The following is a 22,841-nucleotide window of genomic DNA, read 5'->3' on the forward strand; positions in this document are numbered from 1 at the left end:
ATATGACACAAGAACCTGGACTCGACCTAGCAAAAAAATATTTTTCAACTCTGGCAATTTCAAAGGCCAGAAAAGTTCTCAGCCTTGGGAAGGTCTCTCTTTCATTTAAGAAAGGAAGTCTTGATGGTTACCTAATTACAACAGGTATTATCAAAGAAGACCGTCCTTATGAGTCTAAAGTTGTTTACAAGAAAAGACTTGAGGGAACTGACGAGTCTCCACTCTCAACTTCATGTGACTGTTTAGAGTGGACAAAAGAAAAGCACTGTCACCATACAGCTGCGCTCTTTATGTACTATATTGCGACAACAAACGATCAGTCAGATACAAGTACACACCTTCCACCAATTGGAGGATATGGTGTTTACCCTCTTGAGTATGGAACAATTCTTAGTGGACCACACGAGCTAGAAAATGCGCCTCATGGCCCGACATACTCTACACTAAACTATTCTTTAACATCTAAGAAAACTATTGAATTCCCTATCCCTGAAAATCTTTCGGGGAAACTTGTTTTCAATATTGCTCCAAATAAAGAGCAACGTGTAGATTTTCAGGATGACTTAAAATCGAGTATTCGTTTTGCCTTACTCGATGATGAGGGAAAAACTCATCGAAATATTAGTATTTTTGAAAGTATATATTTATTTAATTGGGATACTGGTCATTTATATTCGCTACCAAGTGAACTAAAAGAGTTCTTTTCGACTCTAAGATCAAACTTAACATCATATAAAATCGATGATGCCTTAAATCTGGCTTATTCAGAAAGGCTAGAAAAATATATCGCATTTGAAGTTGAAGGAAACCAATTCGATATTTCAAGTATTGAGTCTCCTGACTTAAGAATTTATATAAACAACTCTCAAAGAAAGGGTTACAACAACTTCTCAATTGAATTTTTCAATAAGGAAGATAAGAGGACTAGGCCTCCACAATTTATGGCCTCTCTCACTTTTGAAGGTGGCTATCTTGATCTTTTTAGAAAGAAGATTGAAGCCTATCACTTCCTAAGAGAAGTTCAACACTACTTTGAAACAGGTGTTGATAGTTATAAAAAGTCACTATCAGGAAAATCGAAAAAGTCTTCGTGGATTCGCCTTATTTCAGAAGTTGTTAGTAAAGACTATACGCTGAGCTTTGATCACGAAAATCATAAGCTTTATAAATATGATAATAAGCTTCAACGCCTTTTATTTAAAGTCATGGTAACAGAGTTTGGAGATCACTTTTTCCGCTACTCTTACCTTTACAGAGATACTAATGAAGTTATCTTTCAGGTATCAATGTCGCAAATCACTCAAGGTCTTTCTAAGTTATTTACGGTAACAAAACCTTACGGTGTTGAAATTTTCTATAATAATAATGAAATCAAAAACTGGAACTCGCGAATACGCTTTGAAAGAAAGCAAATTGGGCGCTCAGGTTGGTTTGATTTAGAACTAGAAATAAATGACGTCGACCAAGAAGTCCTCAAGAACGTCGATTTGGACAATAGTATTGCCATTACTAAAGATGGTGTCATCTTACTAAACAATGAGCAAAAAGATCTTTTAAAATTTGTACAAAAATATACAAAATTTGAAGCAAAAGAAGAGATACAAGATGGAAAATTTAAAAAATTTATCTTACCCTTTTCTCGTGCCAGAATTTTTGAATTATTTGAACTTAAGAAAATTGGTCTAGAAGGAGCGCTTACAGAAGAAGAAATTGCGCTTTGTGAAAGACTTCAAAATCTAGAAGGTATTCCAGACTACCCTATCTCTGAACATCTAGGTTCAACTCTTAGGGCATACCAAAAGACTGGTTACAATTGGCTTAAGTTCCTTCATGAAAATAAGCTTGGGGCCTGTCTTGCAGATGACATGGGTCTTGGTAAGACAATTCAAACAATCGCCTTTATTGAGAGTATCTACGATAAGATCGATAAAGTTTTAATTGTTTGTCCAGTTTCCCTACTACTTAACTGGGAAAATGAATTTAAAAAATTCTCGGATATCGATGTTCATATCTTCCACGGTGCAGACAGAGAATTACCTGAAGATAGCAAAGCGAAAGTAATCCTAACTTCATATGGAATCTTAAAAAGAGAACTTGAAGCTGAATTTGAAGAATCACATTATGATGTACTCGTTCTGGATGAAGTTCAGCACCTTAAAAATATGCGCTCACTTGGAGCGTCATCTGCAAGAAAAATCAATGCAGACTTTAGAATCTGCCTAACGGGTACACCTGTTGAAAACGATCTTGCTGAATTCTTTAATATTATTGATCTTAGTATACCTGGTATCTGGGGAGATCTAAGATTCTTAAGATCTAGCTCTACTCCTAAATCAAGAGTATACGCGAGAAAAACTGCCGCCCCATTTATCCTTAGGCGTACGAAGAATCAAGTTCTCACAGACCTTCCTCCTAAAATAGAGAATAATGTTCTCCTTAGTTTTGATGAAGGCGAAGACGAGTTTTACAAAAACAAATTACAATCAATTAAAGATAATATTAATAATGCTCCTAAGAACAAGAAGTATGGAGAAATTCTCAAAGGGCTTCTTGAATTACGTCAAAGTTGTCTGTGGCAAAATCATAGCAATAAAACGACAAAGGATATTAGAAGTCTTACTTCAACAAAAGTTGACTACCTAATTGAAAGTTTAGAACAAATCGTTGAAGAAGGTCACCAAGTTATCGTCTTCTCACAATTTACGACTTATCTTGATATCATTGGTTCTGCTTTTGATAGCCAATGTTGGAAGTATTCTCGAATTGATGGTTCTCTGAATGTTAAGAAGAGACAAGCAGCAGTAGATGAATTCCAAAGTGGGAAAACAAAGCTTTTCCTTATTTCTCTAAAGGCCGGGGGTGTTGGTCTTAACTTAACAGCAGCAAGCTATGTCTTCATTATGGATCCTTGGTGGAACCCAGCTGTTGAATCTCAAGCGATCGACAGAGCTTATCGTATTGGTCAGAAAAATACTCTAAACGTATTTAGACCTATTATTAAAGGTTCAGTTGAAGAGAAAGTCTTAAAATTACAAGATATCAAACGTGAGCTATTCAAAGAACTTCTTCCTGAAGATGATGAAGAACTATTCAGCGGAAAACTCACAATGAAAGATTTTGAAGAGTTATTTAACTAAGAATTTTTTAAACGATTCACTTCTTTATGAACAGCTTCTTTTAACTCATCTCGACAGAAGATGAATGGTCCTTTTAACTTCTTTGTTGAAAGATCATCAATCTCATCTGAGTAGATTCCTCTAGAGTGACAAATAATTACTCCAGCAGCAATATCCCAAATATTCTTATCTCGAAATGAGATTACACATTCTGCTGCACCTGCTGCGAGAAGACCTAATTTAAATGCAATTGAACCTAGTGGAGTTATCCTGAAGTTATGCTTAAAATCTAATTTATTAGCACCCTTCTCCCACTCTGAACGGGAGATCATAATATTTACCGCCTCAGCATGAGCATGGCGACTTCCAAGTGGATATTTCACATCACTTGTAATCTCAAATCCAGTAAAAGGATTATAAATCCAACCAAAGTTTCGATCATCGTGAATATCAGCAGAATATAAAATAGCTAAAGATACAGCACATTCACCGTACCCCTTGGCAAATTCTCGAGTACCATCAATTGGGTCTAGAACAATGACAGGAAACTCAAAGCTCTCTTGGTCCTCTTCTGAAAAGAAATTAAAATCAAAATTTGATTCATGAAAAACCTTTTTCACTTGATCAGACACAAAAATATCAAATTCAGTTACAATACTCTTATCGGCCTTTCTTTCAATAGACATATCACCCCACACCATTGTGTCGAGTTTAGTATGAATACTGCTCTTTATTTCTTCTAATTCATTTCGATACATTATTGGTCCTAGTGGATATGACTATCTTATGTGAAAGACGAACTCGTGCTTAAAGGTCTTTTCTTGCTCTAAATCGATTAGTCCCTCTTTCGTATAAAAGTCATTATTTGAATCTAGAGCATCAGTAACTCCAAAGGCTGGCGCAATCCTAACAAAGTTCGCACCTGGATATGTCCAAATTGATAAATATGGAATATTCCCTAGATCTATATTAACCGACTTCTCATTTAAAATATTCTTAAGAGCGATACTCTTTGACTTAATATCCTTAAATACCATTTCTCCACCTCTAAAATTTTCTTGAGTGAAGAAAACACGACAATCTTGAACAACTTTTTTATTATCCGCATCATGAAAGTTAACTAAATCATTTTCAAGAAAATACGCTCCACGCTCTTCTTGAGTTGAAAACTCAATAAAGCAATCATCATGCCCTTCTGGTCCTAAAGGAACATTGAAAGTTGGAGCAAAGCCTAAAGAGAAGAACATTTCTTTTTTATCAAGGTTTTTAATAACAAAAGAAACTGTAAGTTTTGGCCCATAAACCATATAAGTAACTTCAATACTGTAGCGAAATGGAAATATAAGCTCTGTATCGGGGCTATTCGTATGAACGAAGGTAATTCGATCTTTACGATGATTTTTGACTTCGAATTGAAGGTCTTTAAGAAAGCCATCCTTTTGCATGTGATAGTATTTTCGACCTAACCAATACTGGTCATCCTTAAGTTTTCCTACAATTGGAAAAATTATTTGTGGCTTCCAAGGGTTTAGAGTTGGATGACCTTGCCATAGATATTCAACATATGATTCAAGATCAAATATTGATAATAGCCCAGCTCCCTGCTTCGTAACTGAAACTCTAATAAACTCACTTTCTAAATGGTAAATCTGATCCTGATTCATCAAATCATCCTCTAATAAATATGATAACAGTTTTTGGCCCATCGTGAAACTCATAAGCACCTGAATTTAGGCAATATATTTCATTGTGGAATAGATCACTCATTTCATTTGTGAAAAAAGTCCAAATATATTCGGCCATAGGTTAAAAATCCTTCAAGTTAGAAGCAAACATGATGCTTTCTAGCTCCCCCCATTTAACCTCTAAAGTTATCTAAATATTCCATTTACCTGATTCATTCGAATTAACCTAAGGCCCCAGAAAAAGGGGCCCTCGCCTTTTCTTATTGCTCATAAATGATTAAAATAAGGTGTCTAATTTACACATAGGGAAATACACGAATGAAAGTTATCGAGCACATCGACAAGGCGACGAGCCCACTTTTTAGTTTTGAAATTGTACCTCCACCAAGAGGAAAAAATATTTCAGCTGTAACGGATATCGTTAAGGAGCTCTTGCCATTTAATCCGTCATGGATTGACGTAACAGCACACTCAGCAGGAGCATATTATAACGAAAAAAATGATGGCTCAGTTGAGAGAAAGATCTACAAGAAACGACCGGGAACAGTTGGGATCTGTGGAGTTATTCAAAATCGATTTAAAATCGATACAGTTACTCACCTTTTAACTCAAGGTTTTACCAAAGAGGAGACTGAGGATGCTCTAATCGAACTTAACTACCTCGGTATTCATAATGTTTTGGCCTTACGTGGAGACGCCCTTAACTATAATAAAAAATACGATCTTTCTCGCCAAAGAAATTTCTATGCAAAAGACCTTGTTGAGCAAATTGATAACGTAAAAAAAGGTATCTATCTTGATGATATTTCAAATAGCTTACCTCTAGACTTTTCTGTTGGTGTTGCAGGCTATCCAGAAAAACACTTCGAGGCTCCAAATCTAGCGACAGACATAAAGTACCTAAAAGAGAAAGTTGATGCTGGTGCTGATTATATCGTTACACAGATGTTCTTTGATAATACGAAGTATTTTGAATTTGTTGATAAATGTCGTGAAGCTGGAATCACGTGTCCAATTGTTCCAGGAATTAAAGTCATTAAGAGCATGGGACAGCTTTCAAATGTACCAAGGCACTTCTATGTAGACTTCCCAGATGAGTTCGTAAATGAAGCGACAGAAAATTCAGAACATATTAAAGAAATCGGAATTAAATGGGCAAGAAAACAAACGGAAGAATTACTAAATGCAAATGTTCCTTCAGTTCACTTCTATGTAATGAATGATAGTGCAAATGTTTCAGAAGTTTTAAAAGGTATATATTAATGAAAGATATTCGTAGTGAATTAGAATCAACACTAAAGAATAGAATTCTTTTTCTAGATGGTGCTATGGGAACAATGGTCCAACAATACCATCTAACAGAAGAAGATTTTCGAGGAAATCGCTTTCAAGATACTAAGATAGACTTGAAAGGAAATAACGACTTATTAAATCTTACTAAACCAGAAGTTATTAAAGAGATTCATACAAAATACCTTGCTGCTGGTTCAGATATTATTGAAACAAATACTTTCTCGGCAACGAGAATAGCTCAAGACGATTATCACTTAAGTGAAATTGCATATGAACTAAATGTGGAAGCGGCCAAGATTGCCAAAGAGGCTTGTCTTGAATTCATGAAAGAAAATCCGGAGCGCAAATGTTATGTTGCAGGTGCTCTAGGTCCAACAAATAAAACAGCTTCGATTTCACCTGATGTGAATAATCCTGCTTTTAGAGGTATTACATTTGATGAACTTGTCGATAATTACTATGAGCAAACAAAAGGACTAATTGACGGCGGAGCCGATCTTCTTTTGGCTGAAACTTCATTTGATACACTAAATTTAAAAGCTGCAATTTTTGCAATGAAAAAGTATTTAGATGATAACAACCTTGATACTCCAATTATGCTCTCTGTAACTATTACAGATGCATCAGGAAGAACTCTATCAGGTCAAACTGTTGAAGCTTTTTGGAACTCAGTTGAACATGCTAGGCCATTTAGTGTTGGTATCAATTGTGCACTTGGAGCACAAGAGATGCGCCCATATATTGAAGAGTTATCAAGAGTTTCAGACTGCTTGATATCTTGTTACCCTAATGCAGGACTTCCTAATCCGTTAAGTGATACAGGTTATGATGAAAAGCCAAATGAGACAGCTGCTCTTCTTGAAGAGTTTGCAGAATCGGGGCTCGTTAATATTGTTGGAGGTTGTTGTGGAACAACTCCTGATCATATCAACGCTATTTACAATCATCTAAAAGATATCAATCCTCGCGAAAAACACGATCTCCCTAAAACGCAAAGACTTTCAGGACTTGAACCGTTAAATCTTGATTATACAGGAGAGCGTCCATTCATCATGGTTGGAGAACGTACAAACGTGACAGGCTCACCAAGATTTGCACGCCTTATTCGTGAAGAAAACTTTGAAGCAGCTTTAGATATTGCCCGACAGCAGGTTGAGAATGGAGCAAATATCATCGATGTGAATTTTGACGAAGGTCTCCTCGACTCTAAAGCTTGTATGGTTAAATTTTTAAACCTAATTGCATCTGAGCCAGATATTTGTAAGGTTCCTATTATGATCGACTCATCTAAGTGGGAGGTCATCGAAGAAGGGCTTAAGTGTATTCAAGGAAAAGGGATTGTTAACTCAATCTCATTAAAAGAAGGTGAAGAAGTTTTTAAAGAACATGCGAAAAAGATCCTTCAATATGGAGCGGCCGTTGTTGTCATGGCATTTGATGAAAAGGGACAAGCTGCATCTAAAGAAGAAAAAGTTTCGATATGCCAACGCGCCTTTAAAATTCTAACTGAAGAAGTAGGATTCCCGGCCACAGATATTATCTTTGACCCAAATGTACTAACAGTTGGAACAGGAATTGAAGAACATAATGACTACGCGATAAACTTCATCGAAGCGGTAAGAGAAATAAAAGAAAAATGTCCAGGCGCTTTAACTAGTGGTGGTATTTCAAATATATCTTTCTCATTCCGTGGAAATAATATTGTACGCGAGGCTATGCATAGCTCATTCCTCTACCATGCGATTAAAGCAGGCCTAGATATGGGAATTGTAAACGCGGGAATGCTCGAAGTTTACGAGAACGTTGAACCTGAGCTAATGAAGAAAATTGAAGATGTCCTTTTCAACCGTTCTGAAAGTGCAACTGATGACTTAATCGAATATGCTGAAAAATTTAAAGGTGTAAAATCAAAGGCAAAAGAAGACGATTTAACTTGGCGTGAAGGAAATCTTGGAGAGCGTATCACCCACGCACTTGTAAAAGGTATCGGTAAATTCATTGAAGAAGATGTCGAACAAGCAAGACAAGAGCTAGGTGCTCCCATAAATGTCATCGAAGGCCCTCTAATGGATGGGATGAGAGTTGTAGGTGATCTGTTTGGTGCAGGTAAAATGTTTCTTCCACAGGTTGTTAAAAGTGCACGTGTTATGAAACAGGCTGTTGCATACCTTGAACCATTTATGGAAAAGGATGCTGACGGGAAAAGTAAAAAGAATACATTTGTTATTGCAACAGTTAAAGGTGATGTTCACGATATCGGAAAGAATATTGTTGGTGTTGTTCTCGCTTGCAATGGCTATAACGTTGTTGATCTTGGGGTTATGGTTAGCTGTGAAGAAATTATTAAAGCTGCCAAAGAACACGAAGCCAAATTCATTGGACTAAGTGGCCTTATCACGCCTTCACTTGATGAGATGATTCACAACGTAGCAGAGTTCAATCGTCAAGGTCTTGAAGTACCTGTTTTAATAGGCGGTGCTACCACTTCTAAAACTCATACTGCAGTAAAAATTGCACCTGAGTGTACAAGTCCTGTCGTTCACGTTGGGGATGCCTCTCAAACAGTTGGAATTTGTAATAGCCTTTTAAGTACTAATCTAAGAGATGATTTTTTAAAAGATCTTAAAGAGTCACAAAAAAGAACAAAAGAATATTTTGAAAATAAGAAAGATAGTGGCCAAGCGACGGTTTCATTAGAAGCGGCCCGTGATCACTTAAGAGTTGACCCAAGACAAACATTTGTCGAATTCACACCTCCATTCATTGGCGCTAAGAAGTTTGACGATATTAGTGTTGCTGAAATTGCAAAGTATATCGACTGGTCACCTTTCTTTTGGACATGGGAACTAAAAGGTCTCTACCCTCATATCTTATCGCATAAAGATTATGGAGAAGAAGCCAAAAAACTCTATAACGAAGCTCAAAATATCCTAGACGATATTATTGAGAACAATCGCTTTTCTCCAAAAGCAGTCCTAGGATTTTGGCCAGCTTATTCAAAAGATGAAGATGTTATCCTACTCGATGAAAATATGAATGAATTTGGTACTTTCAATTTCCTAAGGCAACAAAAAGAAAAGACACAAAAAGATCGCCCTTATCTATCTCTGGCCGACTACATCCTACCAAAGGGTGAAAAGCAGGATTATATTGGATCATTTGTTGTCACAATGGGAGATCAAGTTGAGAAGTATGCTAAAACTTTTGAAGAAAGTGGTGATGATTATACTTCAATTATGGTTAAGGCCGTAGGAGATCGTCTTGCTGAAGCATATGCAGAGTTAATTCACGAAAGAGCACGTCAGATGTGTGGAATCGAAGAAGAGCGTGAATTTTCTTTAGATGAACTTATTAAAGAAAAATATATTGGTATTCGACCAGCAGCTGGCTACCCTGCATGCCCTGACCATACAGAAAAAGCGAAGCTGTGGGATTTTATGAATGTACAAGAAAATACTGGCGCATACTTAACAGAGAACTTTGCGATGTATCCTGCTAGTTCAGTTTCTGGCTACATCTTCTTTAACCCTTGTGCTAAATATTTTAATATTCTAAACATTGCCCAGGACCAAATTGAGCATTACTCAAAAGTAAAAGCTCAGGACCTAGAAATAACTAAAAAATGGCTTAGGCCAATACTATAAGGAGCAGAAATGCATGTATGTATCCATCACCATAAAGTTCTTCCAGTAAAGAAATATGGTGGAATTGAAAGGGCCGTTTTTTGGCACATGCTTGAACTAGTTAGACAAGGACATCAAGTAACGTTTATTGGACCAAAAGAGAGTGAAGTAACAAAGCACGGAATCAAGCATATTGTATGGAACAAAGGCGAAGATTGGCAAAAACTTGTTCCCGATAATATCGATATTGTACACGTCTCATTTCCTGAGAAAATTAGAATCGATGTACCATACGTATTAAATGTCCAAGGGAATGGCTTCCCTGGTGAAAAGCATGATCGTAATACGGTATTTTGCTCGAAGTCACATGCAAGAAATCATAATAGTACATCTTATGTAAATAACGCTGTCGACATGAGAGAATACCCTATCAATTACACAAGTAATAAGATAACAGAAATAGAACACCTTCTCTTTCTTGCAAAAGCATCATGGCGAGTAAAAAATTTAAAGCAATCCTTAAAAATAGCTCTAAAAACAAATAAGCATCTACACATCTGTGGTGGAAACTCAATACTTGGAATTCATCCTCTTATCCACAACCATGGTATGGTTGGGGGTGATAATAAGTTGTCGATCATGCAAAAATGCGACGCCTTACTATTTCCAGTTAGATGGCATGAGCCTTTTGGAATTGCTATTATTGAAGCAATGACTCAAGGTATACCTGTATTTGGTTCTAGCTTCGGTTCACTTCCTGATCTAATCGTAAAAGGAACTGGAAGAACTTTTTATAGCCATGAAGAGATTATTCAATACTTTAAAAATGGTGCAGAAGAATTCGATCGAGACTTTATTAGAAATCATGTAATCGAAAACTATTCAATTGAAAGGTTCACAAAGGACTTTGTTGAAAAGTATAAGATTGTTTTAAATGGACAACATTTAAATGAAGAAGAACCAGAATGGATTTATCCATTTAGGGCCGGAAAACGACTACCATTCTAATCAATACCTACTGAGTATGAAGTTAAGACTTCATACTCAGTTCATATAACTTTTTATATTCGCCATCAAGGTTCATTAGTTCATCATGACGGCCTTGCTCAATCATTCTTCCATCTTTTAATACAATGATTTTGTCATAGTTCTGAATAGTTGAAAGTCTGTGTGCAACAGCAATAACTGTCTTATTTTTTGCAAGCTCATTTAACGACTGTTGAACTACTTTCTCTGATTCATTATCAAGAGCAGAAGTCGCTTCATCAAATAAGAAGACATCATTATCCTGAAGATAAGCACGAGCGATTGTTAAACGTTGTGCTTGTCCACCAGATAGTCTTACCCCACGATCACCGATAACTGTTTCTAGCCCTTCTGGAAGCTCTTTAATATACTCTATCGCATGGGCCACTTTTAATGCTTCTTGAATTTGAGCTTCATTGACTTCCTTACCTAGAGTTAAATTTTCTCTTATCGTTGTATTAAACAGGAAGATATCTTGCGAAACTAAGCCGAAATAATGGCGTAGTGATTTTAATTTGAAATCACTTGAATCAATACCATCGATTTTATAACTTCCTTTTTTAACAGGATAAAGTCCAAGAAGAACATTAATAAGAGTCGACTTACCAGAGCCTGAAAGCCCAACTAAAGCAACCTTTTCACCTTTATTTATATCAAAGCTCAAATTATTAATGACCTGATGATCACCGTAAGAGAAGTCTAAATTTGCAAAAGAAATTTTATCACTTAATTCAGAATGCTCATTTTTACCGTCATCTTTTTCATTTTCAACTTTTAAAAATTTAAAAATACGTTTTTCCGCAGCTTGCGCCTGGCTAATTTTTAAATTTGCTTCATTTGTCTTTCTAATCGGATCTTGGATCATTGCCATAATTGCAATAAAAGTAATGAACTCACCTGTTGTCATTGCATTTCCAGTAATCTTCACCTGAGCAAAAACGATAACTGAAGAAAGGATTAGAGTTGTCATAAATTCAACTAAAGGGTGTGAAATTTGTCTCATTACTTCTGATTTCATTTGAAATTCAAAAAAGCTATTCTGATATCCTTTAAAGAAATCCCTCGTATAATCTTGAAGATTAAAAGCCTTGATAATTTTTTGTCCACCAACACCTTCGCCAATGACATGAGTCATATCAGAAAGTCTCGATTGAACATCTGATTGGTGTGCCTTTACTCTCTTTCCAAAGAAACCGAAAATTAAAAGCATAATAGGAAGAAGTGCAAATGTAACAAGTGTTAGTTGCCAATCAAGATAGAAGGCATATCCTAATAAAACAAATAATGTGATCGGCTCTCTTAATAATGTAAGAAGACCACTTATCCCCTGCGAGTAAATCATCGTATCATTTAAGATTGTTGAAATAACGTCACCTTGCTTAGTCGTCGTATAAAATGAAATTGGAATATCTTGAATCTTTGAATAAATCTTTGTTCTGATTTCACATACAGCATCGTTCATTGCAAATTGCATCCAATAGAAATGAAAGAAGCGAACAGGTAAATTAATAAGTGCAAGTAAACAAGCTAATCCTACAATTCCAAGAATCTCCTCAAGTGTTGATTCTGGCGAAAGCCCCTTTGTGAAAAGAGGATTAATTAGCGCCATTTGACCACCCTTAATTAAGGCCATACCAATACCGAAGATCATACTTCCGATAACTCTGGCGCGATGGCGATGGATTAGTGGCCATATATTTTTAATAGTTTCAAACATGAAAAACCCTTGCTAAATTAGATATAATTAACTTTGCTAGTTTAGAACAAAATAACTCGTTTGCACACCATGTTAGGCACTATGATTGAAAAGTATTTTAGAAGACTCAGAGCACAATATCCAGTGGCCTTCCTTTCTGATGAAAGGCTTAATCTTCTGTTAGAGAATATACATTCTGAAGATGAGATAAAAATAATCTTTAGTTACCTACAAAAGCATCTGAAATCTTCACCAAGTCAGAAAGAAAATGGTGAACTCTTATTTAGTCTTATTGATAAAACTCAATACTCTGTTCGTGCTTGGATTGAGGCCATCCTCACATTTGATTCATGGCTAAAGGAAAATGAAAGAGAGACAGATTTTAAAACAATGATTGGCTATATCGAATGTTCTACACTGTCTCCTGAAAATAAGATTTTAAAATATCAATTAAAAGAACTTGTGGCCAAAATGCTTAATGATTTTGGCTACGTTGGCTAATTTTAGACATTATTAATATTACTTCGCTAAGTTTAAAGAGCTATTAATTATGTCTGAATAATTACCATGTCCCCAAAGTAAAACCTTTTGTTTTTTCACAATATTATTTGAACTTTTTTTGTAATTACGCTGAAGCTCCTCAACAAAACTATTCAACTGATCAAGCATTGAATTAAGAATAAGCTCTTCTGTTTTGTTTACATAAACTTTTTGAAGTTTTAATGATCGATTTTCTTTCTGACTAAAATAATTTTCTACAATTGAACTGGCCACTTCATTTACTTCTTTTCTGACATTCTCTACTGCATTTGCAATCATTAAACCTTGGGCATCTTTATTAAGCGAATATGTACTATCTTGCCTCTTTAGTATGCCCTTCTTATTTAAGCGAACACACAAGCTCCCAACTAAAGATAAACTCATTCCTGTTTCATTAGAGATTTGAAATATTGTTTTTTGAGACTTACCACAAACTTCTAAAATTGCTCTTTCTACCATTAATAAACGTGACATATTCTCTCCCTATAACCCTGTTAACTTTCTAATAAAAAACTTTTCTTCTAAGTTACTCACAATTTCATTACAGTCGTTACGACTTAAGCTGAATGAATGCTTTTCTAAGAATTGAATTAATAAGCTAAGCTCCGAAGAATTAATCTCTAGCTTTTCCTTTATCTTAAAATACTCACTAGTTCTCATTTCTGCGCCATTCATTAATCTAAATAGACGTGTCGTTTGCATCTGAAACATCTCTCCCAACTGCTTGTATGTATGCTTTGGATAACGTTTTTTAATTTCTTTAATTAATTGCTCTTGTTGAACCATAAGACCTCCTTAACTGGCCCATTTTTAATAAAAAAGTCAGTTTTTAACTACTTGTGTCGATTGCGGAGTTTTCTATTTTTCTATTGATGAAAAATATGTTTTCATTAATGGAATATGTTTAATTTCACTGTAATTTCTTCAAATATTCGATTTAATAACCCTGCCGATGGAGTTCATTCATGGGATGGGAGACGTGTTATCCTTGCAAACGCACTGAATGCCTATCGACCAGATGTTATTGGAACCCAAGAAGGCTGGGAGCCCCAATTAAGAGATTTCCAAGAGCTCTTAGATGGACTTGAGATCATTGATTCAAATCGTGAGTGGATTGATGATAGAATGTATCCTTCTCTTTATTATCGACCAGATATCTTTGAATTAATAAATTCAGGAGACATTTGGCTTTCTGAAACACCTTATATTGCTGCGTCGAAATCATTTGGAAGTGCATTTCCAAGACTTTGTACATGGGCGATTCTTAAGGCCAAGGAAAATGGAAAACACTACTTCTTTGTGAATGCTCATTTAGATCACCTTGAATCTGATACACGAAAGGAACAAATCAAAGTCCTAATTAGTGAAATTGAAAAAGTAAGAGCTGACTATCCTATTATTTTAACTGGAGACTTTAATGAGTCACCTTTTGAAAAAGTTAGGAAAGTACTAGATGAAAGTGACCTCAATCTTACTGATCCATGGCTAGACCTGGGGCATGAAGAGTGTGAGAGTCATCATAGCTTCAAAGGATTTCGTGAAGATGGTTCTCGAATTGACTGGATTCTTCACTCAAAAGATACTTTAAAGTGCGAAGGAATTCACCTTCATAAAGAAAGCTCTGAGGGGATTTACCCATCAGATCACTTTCCAGTTTGTGCAACTTTATCTGCTAAATGAATATAAGTTTCAATTCCGTTCTTTGTATTATTTAGGATATCTGATGTTGGTGACCACTTACCTTTCTCACCAATAACAATGACAGTAGAGCCACCGAATAAGAAATAACCTTTCTCATCGCCTCTTTTAAATGTTGTTAAATCACTTGATTGTACAATACGACCAACCATCGTTGCACCAACTTCAACGTAAGCAATTTTGCCAAACTCTTTAGTTTGCATAACTGTTACTTCACGGATATTTGTAGAAAAAATATCATTTTTCTTACGTAGAGCAAGTGGGTTTACTGAATGATATCCACCACCAATCTTGTAGTAATCAATCACTTCACCATCTAGAGGATAGTGAAAACGGTGATAATCAACAGGACATAATCGAGCGAGAAGAAGTGGTCCATCTTCGAAAACACTTTCCCACTTAGAATTCTGTAATAACTCCGTTGAATTTAAAAATTTGCCCTTAACCGGTATCTTAACTTGGTTATTAATTGATTCATATCCAAAGTATCTTGCTTCAGCAAACGAAGACATCGAATCAGCTTCATCTAAGAATGGCCTCTTTCCTTCTTTAAACCTACGAATAAAAAATTCATTGAAGCTGCCATAAGGGTCATCTTTTGAACGTCCTTCAGTTGGAAGGAAATCATCCATATTTATTTGATAATCTTTTACAAATTTTGGAACCTTATTCTTAGTAAAGTTCATATTTTGAATTTCGCCATACATACACGAGACAATTGATGAAGTAATTGCACCAGAGATTAGCTTTCCAAGAGGATTTCCATAGAGGAAATTAATAGCAGTATCCCCGTAAACTTTCTCCACTTCCATTTGATTTGTATAACGATTAAAATAATTAATATCCACGAGTGACCTCAGAATTCTTACAGAAATTTGACATTTCTGTGTTACAAAATTTTTTATACTATGATTATATATGTATAATGAGATGAGCGTCAAAAAGAGATAATGAGGAATATTATGAAAAGCAATTTAAGGCCATTCTTTTTAATTCTTATTCTACTAACATCCCTAAATTCAAAGGCTTTGTTTGATGAAAATAAGGCGATATTAGAAAGTGAACGTAATACTATTTCAGTGTTCGATCGTTCAGTGAATTCAGTCGTAAATATTTCGACCCTAGGTCGCATGAGAGCAAGAAGTGGCTTCTTCTTTTCGATGACAAATAAACAAGTCGTTAAAGGTGAAGGTTCAGGATGGGTTTGGGATGATAAAGGACACATCATTACAAACTTTCACGTAGTCGAAGGTGGTGATAACTTCTTAGTAAGATTTAATAACAATAAAAAAGAATATAAAGCAAAACTCATCGGAGCAGAGCCTGCAAAAGATATTGCTGTCTTAAAGTTATTAGAAATCCCAAGAGATATTAAGCCACTAAATCGAGGAGACTCTGATAAAGTTAGGGTTGGTCAAAAGGCCATTGCTATTGGTTCGCCGTTTGGACTTGATGCAACGGTAACAACAGGGATTATCTCGGCTAAAAATCGAGGAATTCAAGGCATTGGTGGAGTTGAAATTAGAGGAATGTTACAAACAGATTCTTCAATTAACCCTGGAAATTCAGGAGGACCGCTATTTGATTCCTCAGGAAATGTAATTGGTGTCAATACAATGATCTTTTCAAACTCTGGCTCTTCGGCAGGTGTTGGTTTTGCTATTCCTATAAATATTGTAAGTAAAGTAGTGCCACAAATAATTAAATACGGAATTGTGAAAAGACCAGGTCTTGGTATAGCCATTGCAGAAAAAAGAGAGCTCTCATACTTCTACGGTATTGATGTTGAAAAGGGACTTCCGATTCAAAGTGTTCGACCAGATGGGCCATCTGCAAAAGCGGGATTAAGAGGTCTAGAACAAGATCCACGTACAAGAAGTATTATTCTAGGAGATGTTATTTTAAAGATTGATGGAAAAGAAATAAATGATTTCGATGATATCTTTAATACTCTTTATGAATATAAAGTTGGCGATAACGTAGAAGTTCTTTACCGAAGAGGTTCTGCACTAAAAAAGGCCATCGTAAAACTTGAAGAAATAAAAAGAAATTAAGATTCGCTTCGTTTAAATAGTTGGAGTGCCAGAACAGGTGCTCCAACACACGCCGTAATTGCACCAATTGGTATAATACTATTTGCCAAAACTATTCTTGAAATAAAATCACATAGTACTAAGAAGCCACCCCCTAAGATAAAAGTAGGCATTAAGCTTCTTTCATAGTTAGCACTTACAATTCGCCTTGTAATATGTGGAATAATCAAGCCAACAAATCCAATCGGTCCACATTGCCATACGACAACTGCAATTAGTATATTTGAAACAAGTATTAGTGTTGCATTTACCTTACGAGTTGGCACTCCCCTCGTTTGTGCAAAATCTTCTCCAATAGAAATTAGAGTTAAACTTCTCTTATGAATAACAAAGAATATTAAACCTAAAATATATAATGGTGCTGTATATAAAAGACCCTCAAACCCTACAATTGAAAGGCTTCCCATCATCCATCGAATTAGCCTAGCAATGCTTTCATTTCCAAGTATACTTTGAACAAAGACTATAGCACTTGATGAAAAGATAGAAAGACAAACTCCAAATAGTAATACTCTTTGAGACGAGAACTTATTCAAATAGAGAAATAATAAGATTAGAAGAAAGATTGATGAAAGAGCAATATAAGCCCCTAAAGAAAAAGAATTAAATCCAAGCTCCGCAATAGCAAGCCCAAGGGCGGCCACACTCGAAAAGCCAAGAGTATATGGAGTAGCAAGTGGGTTTCTAAAAATTACCTGTGTTGTACTCCCTATTACAGAAAGTATTCCACCAACTAAAAATGCTAAGTAAACCCTAGGGAGTCTCAAGTTCTCTAGGATATAAAGTCCCTGCTCGTTTAAGTCAATAATTCCTTCTCGGCCTATGAAAGGAGTAAGTGTTACCGCTAAAATAACCGCAATATATAAGAGGATTGTTTTTTTCACAGAATATACCTCTTATTATCAATCACGTGATAGTTAAAATTCTTATGAAATATCTTATCAAAGATTTTTGTCGACACGGCTTCATCTACAGTCGAATCAAAACTCATTTGAGAGTCTTCAAACGCCACAAGACGATCACAAATATTTATAATGAAGTTAAAGTCATGGGAAACAACAAAGCAGCTTTTTTTATACTCTTGAAGAAAACAACGCAGCCTTTCAACGTAAATTGGATCTAAGTAATTTGTGGGCTCATCTAGTAAAGTAAACTTACAGTCATAATAAAAGGCACAAATCAGATTAAGTCTTTGCCTTTCTCCACCGCTTAATGTTGACACTCTTCTAGTTAGAAGATTTTCAAAGTTAAAGTGTTTAATTAATTTATTAAGATAAGCTAAGTCTTGCGCCTTGCTACCCCTAGCATAAGACATAACTTCTTGCGCATCCATATCAGTTTGGATTGAAGCACTATCACCACAATACGCAACATCCCCCTCAACAAGACATTTTCCATTGAAATCAACAAGATTAGCAATTGCCTTTAGAAAGCTCGATTTCCCGGCACCATTTGGGCCGATAACTCCACAATGGCCTGATTCAAATGAGAAGCTATTCACTGATAGCCTATCTTGAATTGATAATTTTTCACAATTAATCACTTCAAAATCTCCCTTAAATCTTTAACTAACGATAATGTCCTAGGTCCCAAAACAACCGCATAATCTTTTTCGTATAGATAAATTTTATCTTTAAAATAAGAATTCTTCCAATCTTGTTCTGACTTTATTTTACGATCTGATATTCTAAGAATTAAATCGAAATTAGAAGTCAGTAAGCTCTCAAGACTCCTTAAAGGGTAACCTGATTCCGCTACAATATTTTTTGCACCTAGTTTTGTTAATATCTCATGATAATAATTATCAATACCGATGGCCCTAACCTCATGTAGTTTACCATCCTTAAACTTTTCATCGATAATCATCAGAACTCTCTTACCTTTAGATATAGGTTTTAAAAGAGATTTCAGTTCATTAGAAAACGCTTCGATTTTCTTATCTTTGTTAAGCTTAAACTTTTCGTTAAAAACTTTAAGCATCCCTACTGCATCATCAAGTTTCTTATATGGTGTAATGATGACATCAACGCCTAATTTTTCTAAATTATTTTTGACTCGTCCGCCTTGAACTTCAGCAAGCAGAACAGACGTGATTTTGTCTTCTACAACCTTCTCAAGATTAATTTCAAATGAAGACCCATAGCGTGGCAAACGCTTGGCTTCTTCTGGAAAATTACAATAGTCAGAGACTCCAACTAACAGTTTTCCAGCATCTAGATAAAACATTGACTCAGTAAAGCTTGGAAGAGTTGAAAGGACTCGAAAATTTTGTGCGTGAGAATTAAAGAAAAGAATGGCGGAGAATACTAAGATGAATATTCTCACGCCAACCTCATTATTTCATTTTTGGATCTAGTGCGTCTCTTACTCCGTCTCCAATAAGTACGAGTAAGAATAAACTAGTAAATAGTGCAGCTGAAGGATAAACAGCTAGCCACCATGCAATTCTAAAGTTCTGGTGAGCTTGGTTAAGAAGCTCTCCCCAAGAAGGTGTAGGAATTGCAAGACCAAACCCCAGGTAATCAAGTGAAGCAAGACCAGAGATACCTGCAGCAATTGAGAAAGGTGCGAAAGTAATAATCGGACCTAGAGAGTTTGGAAGAATATGCTTAACGATAATACGAGAAGTTGATGCTCCCATACCACGTGCAGCTTCTACGAATTCTTGCTTTCTATTCTTTAAGAACTCACCACGAGCATAGTAACTTACTCCCATCCATCCAAAGATTGATGAGATGAAAATTAGAAGCGTTAGTGTAGGCTTAAAGATCGAAATCATCGTAAGTAGTAATAAGAATACTGGAACCGTACTAAAGATTTCAACAACACGTTGACCGAAGAAATCCACTTTCCCACCAAAGTAGCCCATCACACCACCAAAGAAAACACCCATGATAGTTGAAAGAAGCCATACTAAGAAAGCATAAGCAATTGAATACTTGTATCCGTATAGTAGACGCGTGAATACATCACGACCTCTATCATCTGTTCCCATGATATTTGTCTCACTAGGTGCAGCTGGATATTCATATACATCACGATTTGATTCATATGGGTCCCACTGTACAAGCGGCCATACAACGCTATCCATATCTAAAGTTCTGTAATTCGTAACATAAACGTTCGTAATTCCAAATTCCTTTGGATGATAGTCTTTAAATACAGGAAAGTAAGACTTTCCTTGGTACGTCATATAGATTGGCTTACTATTAGCAATCAACGGTGCCGAAAGTGTTAAAAGTACAGAGAAGAGAAGAAGTACAATAGAAACTACTGCAGACTTTCTTTTCTTAAAACGTCTCCATCTTTTAAGTGTAAGTTCATTTTCAATAAATTTTTCAATCATGAGAAATCAATCCTTGGATCAACAACAGTGTATAGTACGTCACTGATTAGGTTACCTAAGAACATAAGGACAGTTTGAATAAAGAACAGTCCCATAATTACGTTATAATCTCTTTCTAGAAGTGATTGGTAACCAAGTAGACCAATACCATCTAGGTTAAAGATTCTTTCAATAAGAAGAGATCCAGCAAAAAATAGAGATAGGAAGTGTCCGAATCCAGTAACAATTGGAATCAGAGCATTTCTTAAAGCGTGCTTATAGTAAACTTTTCTATCCGCTAAACCTTTCGCTCTTGCTGTACGGATATAATCTTGTGAGATGACATCAATCATCGAGTTTCTCATAAGAAGAGTTAGTACTGTAAACTGTCCTACCATATATGCGATAAGAGGAAGTACAAAGTGCCAAACTCTATCTTGGATTTGCCCAAAGATACTTAAGTCATCATAGTAATCCGAAACAAGGTCTCCAATTGGGAACCAGTCAACAAATGTATCCCCTGCAAAGTAAACAAGAAGTAAGATACCTAGCATGAAAGATGGAATTGAATAAAGGCCAGATAAAACAAACGAAGACACGACATCAAATCGAGATCCACTTTTAACTGCCTTTAGAACTCCAAGCGGGATACACACCAAATACGATAGTATGAATGAGACCAATCCAAACTGAATTGAAACCGGTAGCTTACTCATTACAACGTCCATTACTGGCTCTTCGTATGTAAATGACTCACCAAAATCTAGAGTAGCTAGATTCTTTAGCCAAATACCATAACGAACGTATAGTGGCTTATCAAAACCATATTGTTTCTTAAGGGCCTCAACAACTTCTTGAGATACAGCACCATTATTTGAACTAGTATCAGTTGTCGTTTGACCAACTCCACCAAATCTCATTTGCTGAAGCTTCTGCTCGATTGGAGAACCTGGTGCAAGGTTTACCATCACAAACATAAGGATACTGACCCCGATCAACGTCGGGATCATAATCATTAATCTTCTAAGGATATAATTAAACAAGTCGTCTCTCCTACTTATTTAGCTGGTTTAATCGACCACTTACTTCCGTAACCAACTCCGTAAATATAAGTATCTTTCTCTTTTTGCATACGCTCAGTATGTCCGTAGAAAGTATAACGGTCGTTAAATAGGAAGATATATGGGTAGTCTTCAGCAATTAGCTTGTATACTTTTTTAAGCATTGTCTTTCTTGCTTCTTTATCAAGAGTCAGTTGAGCTTGATCAATTAGCTTATCAACTTCTTTATTTGAGTAAGAAATAAAGTTAGAACCATTGTTAGCTGCTGAATCTGAGTGCCAAATTTGTTTTGGATCCCAATCTAGTGATCCACCAGACCACGCAAGAGTTACAGCATCAAAGTTTCTTTCATCAAGAGCTTTAATGAAAGAGTTCCACTCAATGTATTTTACTTCAATCGCAACACCAGCTTTCTTTGCATCTTGTTGATACATAGTTAAGTATTTTGAGAAAGTTTTAGATGGGTTTAAGATTGTAAAAGCAAGCTTAGTCTTCTTACCATCAATTGTTTTATCAAGAACAGCATCACCGTCTGAATCTTTCCATCCATCATTCTTTAGGATCTTAATTGCTTCTTCAACATTAAAAGGAATCGCTTTAACGTCTTTGTTTGCATATTCAGATTGAACGTATAGAGGACCAGTTGCAAGAACAGAATATCCGAAACGGAATTTCTTATTCATCTCTTCACGGTTCATAAGATAGTTCATTGCTTTACGAACTTCTTTTGATTTAAAGATTGGGCTCTTAAAGTTCCAACCAACAAAACCGTAACCTTTAACTGATTTGTTTTCTGTTTTTACCTTTAAAACTTCTTTACCCCATCTTGGGCCATTAGTTTTTTGTTCGTATTCTTCTGGTGAAAGTGAGTTAAAGTCTAAGTCACCTTTTTCAAGTCTCTGAATAGCAACAGAAGACTCATTAATAAATCTCATGAAGATTTCACCATATGAGTAATCATTCTTATAATTATCTGTCTTGTATCCCCACCAGTCTTTATTTTGAACTAGAGAGATACCTTTACCTCTTCTAAGCTCTTTGAAGATATAAGGACCTGTACCAATAAGAGTTTTATTAAGTTCTTTTTCTTCTTCTTCAGTTGGGTTTTCATAAATATGCTTTGGAACGATTGCAAGGTATCCACCACTAGCAATAGACATTAGGTTACCAAAGTACTTTTTGTTGGCCTTAAAACGAATTGTTCTTGGACCTTCAATTACAGCTTCTTTAAAGTTAGCAAAGTAAGACTTCATGTGAGCTGTCTTATACTTGTTTTCTGGATGAGTTACTGCATCAAAAGAGAATTTTACATCTTCAACAGTAAATGGCTTTCCATCATGCCACTTTACACCTTCTCTAATTTTGAAAACAAAATCATAACCATCATTTTCAATTGACCATGATTCAGCAAGACCTGGTTCCCACTCATTTGTATCAATATTTTTGTTAAGAAGACCTTCTAAAACATAACCTTGAACATTTGACGAGTAAGCATCAGTTGATGATAACGGGTTCAGTGTTGTAGGAGTACCACTTAGATTGTAGTAAAAAGTGTTGTTTGATTTTTTAGCTCCACCACTTTTATTACACCCTACTACTGACAATAGAAGTGTACTTAAAAGAAGTAAAAAGATTCCTTTTTTCATAAACTTATCCTTTTTATATTTAGCGAGTCACAATATAAA

Annotated in this window: 20 protein-coding genes; 7 read left to right on the plus strand and 13 right to left on the minus strand. The window is 35.7% G+C overall.

What is annotated here, in order from left to right; all coding sequences use genetic code 11:
- Positions 1 to 2: 2 nt before the first annotated feature.
- The gene (locus tag ACMAYS_RS13365; protein ID WP_103217657.1) at positions 3 to 3,137 is read left to right on the plus strand and encodes a DEAD/DEAH box helicase; all 3,135 of its coding nucleotides are present in this window, start codon (positions 3 to 5) and stop codon (positions 3,135 to 3,137) included.
- Here ACMAYS_RS13365 and ACMAYS_RS13370 read toward each other — a convergent pair.
- Genes ACMAYS_RS13370 through ACMAYS_RS13380 form a run of 3 tightly spaced genes read right to left on the minus strand, consistent with a single transcriptional unit; the run spans position 3,134 to position 4,919 of the window.
- On the minus strand, positions 3,134 to 3,874 hold the full coding sequence (locus ACMAYS_RS13370; protein WP_103217656.1) for an inositol monophosphatase family protein: 741 nt from the start codon (positions 3,872 to 3,874) through the stop codon (positions 3,134 to 3,136). The genes ACMAYS_RS13365 and ACMAYS_RS13370 overlap by 4 nt on opposite strands.
- Positions 3,875 to 3,895: 21 nt before the next feature.
- Positions 3,896 to 4,780, minus strand: coding sequence for a hypothetical protein (locus ACMAYS_RS13375; RefSeq protein WP_158246847.1), 885 nt, complete (start codon positions 4,778 to 4,780; stop codon positions 3,896 to 3,898).
- A 4-nt stretch (positions 4,781 to 4,784) separates the two neighbouring features.
- Positions 4,785 to 4,919 carry a hypothetical protein gene (locus ACMAYS_RS13380; RefSeq protein WP_255407613.1) on the minus strand — a complete coding sequence of 45 codons (135 nt, stop codon included), beginning with the start codon at positions 4,917 to 4,919 and terminating at the stop codon, positions 4,785 to 4,787.
- Positions 4,920 to 5,119: 200 nt separating this feature from the next.
- On the opposite strand from ACMAYS_RS13380, the gene ACMAYS_RS13385 reads away from it, so the two are divergent.
- From ACMAYS_RS13385 to ACMAYS_RS13395, 3 genes are read left to right on the plus strand one after another with little or no spacing between them, the layout of a single operon-like run.
- Positions 5,120 to 6,064 (plus strand): methylenetetrahydrofolate reductase, encoded by a 945-nt coding sequence (locus ACMAYS_RS13385; RefSeq protein ID WP_103217654.1) that lies wholly within the window; start codon positions 5,120 to 5,122, stop codon positions 6,062 to 6,064.
- Positions 6,064 to 9,738, plus strand: a complete 3,675-nt coding sequence (gene metH / locus ACMAYS_RS13390; RefSeq protein WP_412463448.1) for a methionine synthase — start codon at positions 6,064 to 6,066, stop codon at positions 9,736 to 9,738. Before ACMAYS_RS13385 ends, metH begins: the two co-directional genes overlap by 1 nt.
- A 9-nt stretch (positions 9,739 to 9,747) precedes the next feature.
- Positions 9,748 to 10,725: a glycosyltransferase gene (locus tag ACMAYS_RS13395; protein WP_103217652.1), complete on the plus strand. Its 978-nt coding sequence runs from the start codon at positions 9,748 to 9,750 to the stop codon at positions 10,723 to 10,725.
- A 22-nt stretch (positions 10,726 to 10,747) separates the two neighbouring features.
- Here the strand turns inward: ACMAYS_RS13395 and ACMAYS_RS13400 are convergent, their stop codons facing one another.
- Positions 10,748 to 12,460 carry an ABC transporter ATP-binding protein gene (locus tag ACMAYS_RS13400; RefSeq protein ID WP_103217651.1) on the minus strand — a complete coding sequence of 571 codons (1,713 nt, stop codon included), beginning with the start codon at positions 12,458 to 12,460 and terminating at the stop codon, positions 10,748 to 10,750.
- An 81-nt stretch (positions 12,461 to 12,541) separates the two neighbouring features.
- On the opposite strand from ACMAYS_RS13400, the gene ACMAYS_RS13405 reads away from it, so the two are divergent.
- Positions 12,542 to 12,940 carry a hypothetical protein gene (locus ACMAYS_RS13405; RefSeq protein WP_103217650.1) on the plus strand — a complete coding sequence of 133 codons (399 nt, stop codon included), beginning with the start codon at positions 12,542 to 12,544 and terminating at the stop codon, positions 12,938 to 12,940.
- 18 nt (positions 12,941 to 12,958) lie between these two features.
- Here the strand turns inward: ACMAYS_RS13405 and ACMAYS_RS13410 are convergent, their stop codons facing one another.
- A complete protein-coding gene (locus ACMAYS_RS13410) occupies positions 12,959 to 13,453 on the minus strand; it encodes a hypothetical protein (RefSeq protein WP_103217649.1) in 495 nt (164 codons plus the stop codon).
- A gap of 9 nt (positions 13,454 to 13,462) precedes the next feature.
- On the minus strand, positions 13,463 to 13,765 hold the full coding sequence (locus ACMAYS_RS13415) for a hypothetical protein (protein WP_412463449.1): 303 nt from the start codon (positions 13,763 to 13,765) through the stop codon (positions 13,463 to 13,465).
- 114 nt (positions 13,766 to 13,879) lie between these two features.
- Here ACMAYS_RS13415 and ACMAYS_RS13420 point away from each other — a divergent pair, with 114 nt between their 5' ends.
- A complete protein-coding gene (locus ACMAYS_RS13420) occupies positions 13,880 to 14,659 on the plus strand; it encodes an endonuclease/exonuclease/phosphatase family protein (RefSeq protein WP_103217647.1) in 780 nt (259 codons plus the stop codon).
- Here ACMAYS_RS13420 and ACMAYS_RS13425 read toward each other — a convergent pair.
- Complete coding sequence (locus tag ACMAYS_RS13425; protein ID WP_412463450.1) at positions 14,623 to 15,489, minus strand: phosphatidylserine decarboxylase; 867 nt, start codon at positions 15,487 to 15,489, stop codon at positions 14,623 to 14,625. The genes ACMAYS_RS13420 and ACMAYS_RS13425 overlap by 37 nt on opposite strands.
- Positions 15,490 to 15,639: 150 nt before the next feature.
- On the opposite strand from ACMAYS_RS13425, the gene ACMAYS_RS13430 reads away from it, so the two are divergent.
- Positions 15,640 to 16,731 (plus strand): S1C family serine protease, encoded by a 1,092-nt coding sequence (locus tag ACMAYS_RS13430; protein ID WP_412463451.1) that lies wholly within the window; start codon positions 15,640 to 15,642, stop codon positions 16,729 to 16,731.
- Here the strand turns inward: ACMAYS_RS13430 and ACMAYS_RS13435 are convergent.
- Genes ACMAYS_RS13435 through ACMAYS_RS13460 form a run of 6 tightly spaced genes read right to left on the minus strand, consistent with a single transcriptional unit; the run spans position 16,728 to position 22,802 of the window.
- Positions 16,728 to 17,654: a FecCD family ABC transporter permease gene (locus ACMAYS_RS13435; RefSeq protein WP_412463452.1), complete on the minus strand. Its 927-nt coding sequence runs from the start codon at positions 17,652 to 17,654 to the stop codon at positions 16,728 to 16,730. The two genes, ACMAYS_RS13430 and ACMAYS_RS13435, sit on opposite strands and share 4 nt — an antisense overlap.
- Positions 17,651 to 18,313 (minus strand): ATP-binding cassette domain-containing protein, encoded by a 663-nt coding sequence (locus tag ACMAYS_RS13440; protein WP_412463453.1) that lies wholly within the window; start codon positions 18,311 to 18,313, stop codon positions 17,651 to 17,653. The genes ACMAYS_RS13435 and ACMAYS_RS13440 overlap by 4 nt, the downstream gene beginning before the upstream one ends.
- Positions 18,310 to 19,095: an ABC transporter substrate-binding protein gene (locus ACMAYS_RS13445; protein ID WP_103217643.1), complete on the minus strand. Its 786-nt coding sequence runs from the start codon at positions 19,093 to 19,095 to the stop codon at positions 18,310 to 18,312. The genes ACMAYS_RS13440 and ACMAYS_RS13445 overlap by 4 nt, the downstream gene beginning before the upstream one ends.
- 10 nt (positions 19,096 to 19,105) lie before the next feature.
- Complete coding sequence (locus ACMAYS_RS13450) at positions 19,106 to 20,116, minus strand: ABC transporter permease subunit (protein WP_103217642.1); 1,011 nt, start codon at positions 20,114 to 20,116, stop codon at positions 19,106 to 19,108.
- Entirely contained in the window at positions 20,113 to 21,138 is a 1,026-nt protein-coding gene (locus ACMAYS_RS13455; RefSeq protein WP_103217641.1) for an ABC transporter permease subunit, read from the minus strand. Before ACMAYS_RS13455 ends, ACMAYS_RS13450 begins: the two co-directional genes overlap by 4 nt.
- 14 nt (positions 21,139 to 21,152) lie before the next feature.
- On the minus strand, positions 21,153 to 22,802 hold the full coding sequence (locus ACMAYS_RS13460; RefSeq protein ID WP_103217640.1) for an ABC transporter substrate-binding protein: 1,650 nt from the start codon (positions 22,800 to 22,802) through the stop codon (positions 21,153 to 21,155).
- Positions 22,803 to 22,841: the final 39 nt, after the last annotated feature.

Source organism: Halobacteriovorax sp. RT-2-6, from assembly GCF_047085025.1.
Taxonomy (GTDB): Bacteria; Bdellovibrionota; Bacteriovoracia; order Bacteriovoracales; family Bacteriovoracaceae; genus Halobacteriovorax_A.